This window comes from Gordonia paraffinivorans NBRC 108238 (assembly GCF_000344155.1).
Taxonomy (GTDB): Bacteria; Actinomycetota; Actinomycetes; order Mycobacteriales; family Mycobacteriaceae; genus Gordonia; species Gordonia paraffinivorans.
Genome location: NZ_BAOQ01000074.1, coordinates 1 through 3,882, shown reverse-complemented (window position 1 = coordinate 3,882; position 3,882 = coordinate 1). Strand labels below are relative to the sequence as shown.

Genomic DNA, 3,882 nt, shown 5'->3' with positions numbered 1-3,882 from the left:
CGAGGTTAGATCGCGTCCTCGGAACTGATCAACAGGCCGTCCGGGCCGACGATGCTCAGCCCCAGACCGTCGAAGAGCAGGTAGCGGTAGCCGTTGTTGTGGGCGACGTAGAAGAGACGGCCGCTGCCGTTCTCCTGCTCGTGGACCTCCGACACCGGAAGGCGGATAGTGTCGCCGGTGCTGCGTGCCAGTCCCCGGTACTCGAGGCCGCCGTCGCCCCACCGGCAGATCGTCGCCGCGGAGTTCGCGGTGACGACCGAGGTGACGTGCTGCTGGTGCGCGTTGCACGACGGGGCGACAGACGATGCGGTGGCCTGGGTGGCCCCGGCCGCTGCGAGGGCGCCGGCGGCGATGGCGAGCGACGCGCCGGCAGCGGCGAGGCGGATCTTCGTGGTGGTCATGACATCGACGCTAGGACCCGGTCGTCGCCTGCACCATGGGCAGAACTCCCCGCCATCGTTCGGGCGGATGAGGCCGATCACGCCTCACGGTCACCCTGCCCCTCGGCGAAGTCGAGGCGCCGCAACGCCGTGCGGAGCACCTCGTCGTCGATGCGGCCGGCGTCGCGCTCCTCGATGAACACCGCACGCTGGACCTGCAGGAGCTCGGTCCGGATACGGGCGGCCCGCGCGGTCGGGCTCTCGCCGATGGCGTCGGGTCCGCGGCCGAGCTCCTCCCACGCCACGTTGCGCTGCGAGGCGATCCACTTGCGCATCAGGGCGACCCGTGAACGCATCGGATCGTCGTCGGCCCACGCTTCGGCCATCTCGTCGAGTCGACGCTCGGCCTCCCGAGACGCCCGGTCCTGGGCGGCGGCATAGGCGAGCCGGTCCTGCACCTCGTCGTCGCCGGTGACCCCCAGCGTGCGGATCACCCAGGGCAGCGTCGTGCCCTGGATGAGCAGGGTGCCGATCACGACCACGAACGTCAGGAACAGGATCTCGGCGCGGGCCGGGAACGGATCTCCGGAGTCGGTGGTGAGCGGGATGGCGAAGGCGGCGGCCAGGGAGACCACGCCGCGCATCCCGGCCCACGAGACCACGAACACCGCCGCCGCGGAGGGCGCCGGCTCCGTGCGCCGGACCCTGGGCAGGAACATGCGGGGCAGGTACGCCACCGGGTACATCCACACGATGCGCACGAGGATGGTCGCGGCGAGGACGGCCGCCGCGTCGATCGCGACATGGCCCCACGACTCGCTCTCGACGCCGGAGATGATGAACGGCATCTGCACGCCGATCAGCAGGAACACGAAGGCCTCGAGGAGGACGTCGATCGACTTGCGCACCGCCTCGTCCTGAAGGCGTGTCGCGTAGCCCAGGCGCACCGAACGATGTCCCAGGAACAACCCGGCCGTCACCACGGCGATGACGCCGGAGGCGTCGAGCATCTCGGCGACGAAGTAGGTCACGAAGGGGACGAGCATCCCGATGGCGGTCTCCATCGGCGGATCGGTCAGCCAGACGCGGACCCGGGACACGATTGCTCCGACCACCAGGCCGATCACCAGACCGCCGAGCGCGGCGACCGCGAAGGTCAGGAGTCCCTCCCCGAGCGACGAGGTGACGCCGACCGCCGCGCCCAGCGCGATCCGGTAGGCGGTCAGCGACGTCGCGTCGTTGAGCAGGCTCTCGCCGCCGAGCAGGGTCATCACCGGGCGCGGCAGTCCGAGACGGCGGCCGATGGCCTGCGCCGACACCGCATCCGGAGGCGCGACGACCGCGCCGAGGACGAGCGCGGCCGGCAGCGTGAGACCGGGGACGGTCAGATACGCGACATAGCCGACCACGGCCGTCGTCACCAGCGGCAACGCGACCGCGAGCGTCGCGATGCCGCGCCAGCGGTCGCGGATCGCCTGGTAGGAGCTCTCCTGAGCGGCCGAGTACAACAGCGGCGGCAGGATCAGGTAGAGCACGAGCTCGGGTTCCAGCTCGGGCGTGGGCAGCCCGGGAATCCACCCCATCGCCAGGCCGACGGTGACCAGCACGAGGGGCGAGGACAGGCCGTACCGGCGGCACAGCGCGGACACCGCGATCGCGACCACTGCGACGATCAGGAGCGATGCACTCATCCGTGCGACTGTAATCGCCGGAGAACCGGTTGATAATGGTCGACGTGCAGCTCTTCCGCAGGGTGACCGGGCTCGGGCGCAGGTCGTCGCGAACCCCGACGACCGGGCAACCGACGACCGATGCGGGCGCACGATGCCCCGAGCTCGCCTCGTTCCCGCTCGACGCCCGGCCGCTGCCGGGTCCACACGGCGACCGGCTCTGCTGCGAGGGCTGCACGGCGCTGGGCGAACGCAACTGGGCGCACCTGCGGATGTGCCTGGACTGCGGGTACATCGGCTGCTGCGACTCCAGCCCCCGACGGCACGCGACCGCCCATTTCCACGAGTCCGGGCACCCGGTGATGCGCTCGGCCGAACCCGGCGAGAGCTGGCGCTGGTGCTACGTCCACCACGTGGTCGGTTGATGCGCCGACACCGCCGGCGGCCGCGTGCGAGGCATGCAAGAACGTGCACTGACGACAAGTAGGATTTGGGAATGACGTCGAACAGCGAGAGCGTGACCAGCGCAGATCAGCCGGCGCCGACGATCGGCCCGCCGGACATCATCGGTACGCCGCTGAGCCCGACCGCGACGAAGGTGATGGTCCTCGGTGCGGGCGAACTCGGCAAAGAGGTCGTCATCGCCTTCCAACGGCTCGGCGTCGAGGTCATCGCCGTCGACCGCTACGCGGACGCTCCCGGCCAGCAGGTCGCCCACCATGCCGAGGTCATCGACATGACCGACCGCGAGGCGTTGCTGGCCGTCATCGACAAGCACCAGCCCGCCTACGTGGTCCCCGAGATCGAGGCCATCGCCACCGAGGCCCTGGTCGAGGTCGCCGAACGCGGTATCGCGGAGGTCATCCCGACCGCGAGCGCGGTGGTCGCGACGATGAACCGCGAGGGCATCCGGCGCCTCGCCGACGAGGAGCTGGGCCTGCCCACCTCGCCCTACCTGTTCGCCGACTCTCTCGAGGAGCTGACCGTCGCGGCCCGTCAGATCGGGTTCCCGTGCGTGGTCAAGCCGGTCATGTCGTCGTCGGGCAAGGGTCAGTCGGTGGTGCGCGGCCCCGAGGACGTCGCCGCCGCCTGGGAGACCGCGAACACCGGCGGCCGCGTGCAGGGTACGCGCGTCATCGTCGAGGGCTTCATCGAATTCGACTACGAGATAACGCTTCTCACCGTCCGAGCGGTCGACCCCCGAACCGGCCGGTTGACGTCGCACTTCTGTGCGCCCATCGGTCATCGTCAGGTCAACGGCGACTATGTGGAGAGCTGGCAGCCGCACGAGATGAGTCCCGACGCGCATGCCGCCGCGACCTCGATCGCGGCCCGCATCGCCACCGCCCTCGGCGACGGAAACCTCGCCGGGCGAGGCATCTTCGGTGTGGAGTTGTTCGTCAAGGGTGACGACGTCTACTTCTCCGAAGTCAGTCCGCGGCCGCACGACACCGGGCTGGTCACGATGGCGACGCAGCGCTTGTCCGAGTTCGAGATGCACGCCCGTGCCATTCTCGGTTTGCCCGTCGACGTCACGCTGGCCTCGCCCGGCGCATCCGCGGTCATCTACGGACAGCTCGACGAGAAGGCGATCGGCTTCGAGAACGTGGCCGCGGCACTCGCGGTGCCCGAGACCGACATCCGCCTGTTCGGCAAGCCCGAGAGCTTCCATCGTCGACGGATGGGCGTGGTCACGGCGACCGCCGACGACGTGCCCACCGCCCGCGAGCGTGCGGTGCGCGCCGCCTCGCTGGTGACGCCGGTGTCCGGCCGCCCGGCGGTCCGCAAGGCGACGGTCCTGCCCCCGCCGCCCGCGCCGCCGCGTCGACCCG

The 3,882-nt window shown here is 70.5% G+C and carries 4 protein-coding genes; 2 read left to right on the top strand and 2 right to left on the bottom strand.

Annotated features, from left to right (window positions below):
* Positions 1-5: 5 nt before the first annotated feature.
* Together GP2_RS20625 and GP2_RS20620 are read right to left on the bottom strand one after the other, a co-directional pair.
* Positions 6-401, bottom strand: coding sequence for a hypothetical protein (locus GP2_RS20625; RefSeq protein WP_006902588.1), 396 nt, complete (start codon positions 399-401; stop codon positions 6-8).
* 77 nt (positions 402-478) lie between these two features.
* Positions 479-2,071, bottom strand: a complete 1,593-nt coding sequence (locus tag GP2_RS20620; RefSeq protein ID WP_006902587.1) for a Na+/H+ antiporter — start codon at positions 2,069-2,071, stop codon at positions 479-481.
* Between the two features lie 35 nt (positions 2,072-2,106).
* Between GP2_RS20620 and GP2_RS20615 the strand changes: the two genes are divergently transcribed.
* Positions 2,107-2,475 (top strand): UBP-type zinc finger domain-containing protein, encoded by a 369-nt coding sequence (locus tag GP2_RS20615; RefSeq protein WP_006902586.1) that lies wholly within the window; start codon positions 2,107-2,109, stop codon positions 2,473-2,475.
* 71 nt (positions 2,476-2,546) lie between these two features.
* Positions 2,547-3,882, top strand: a 1,336-nt coding sequence (purT, locus tag GP2_RS20610) for a formate-dependent phosphoribosylglycinamide formyltransferase (RefSeq protein ID WP_006902585.1), incomplete at its 3' end; no start/stop codon positions are given.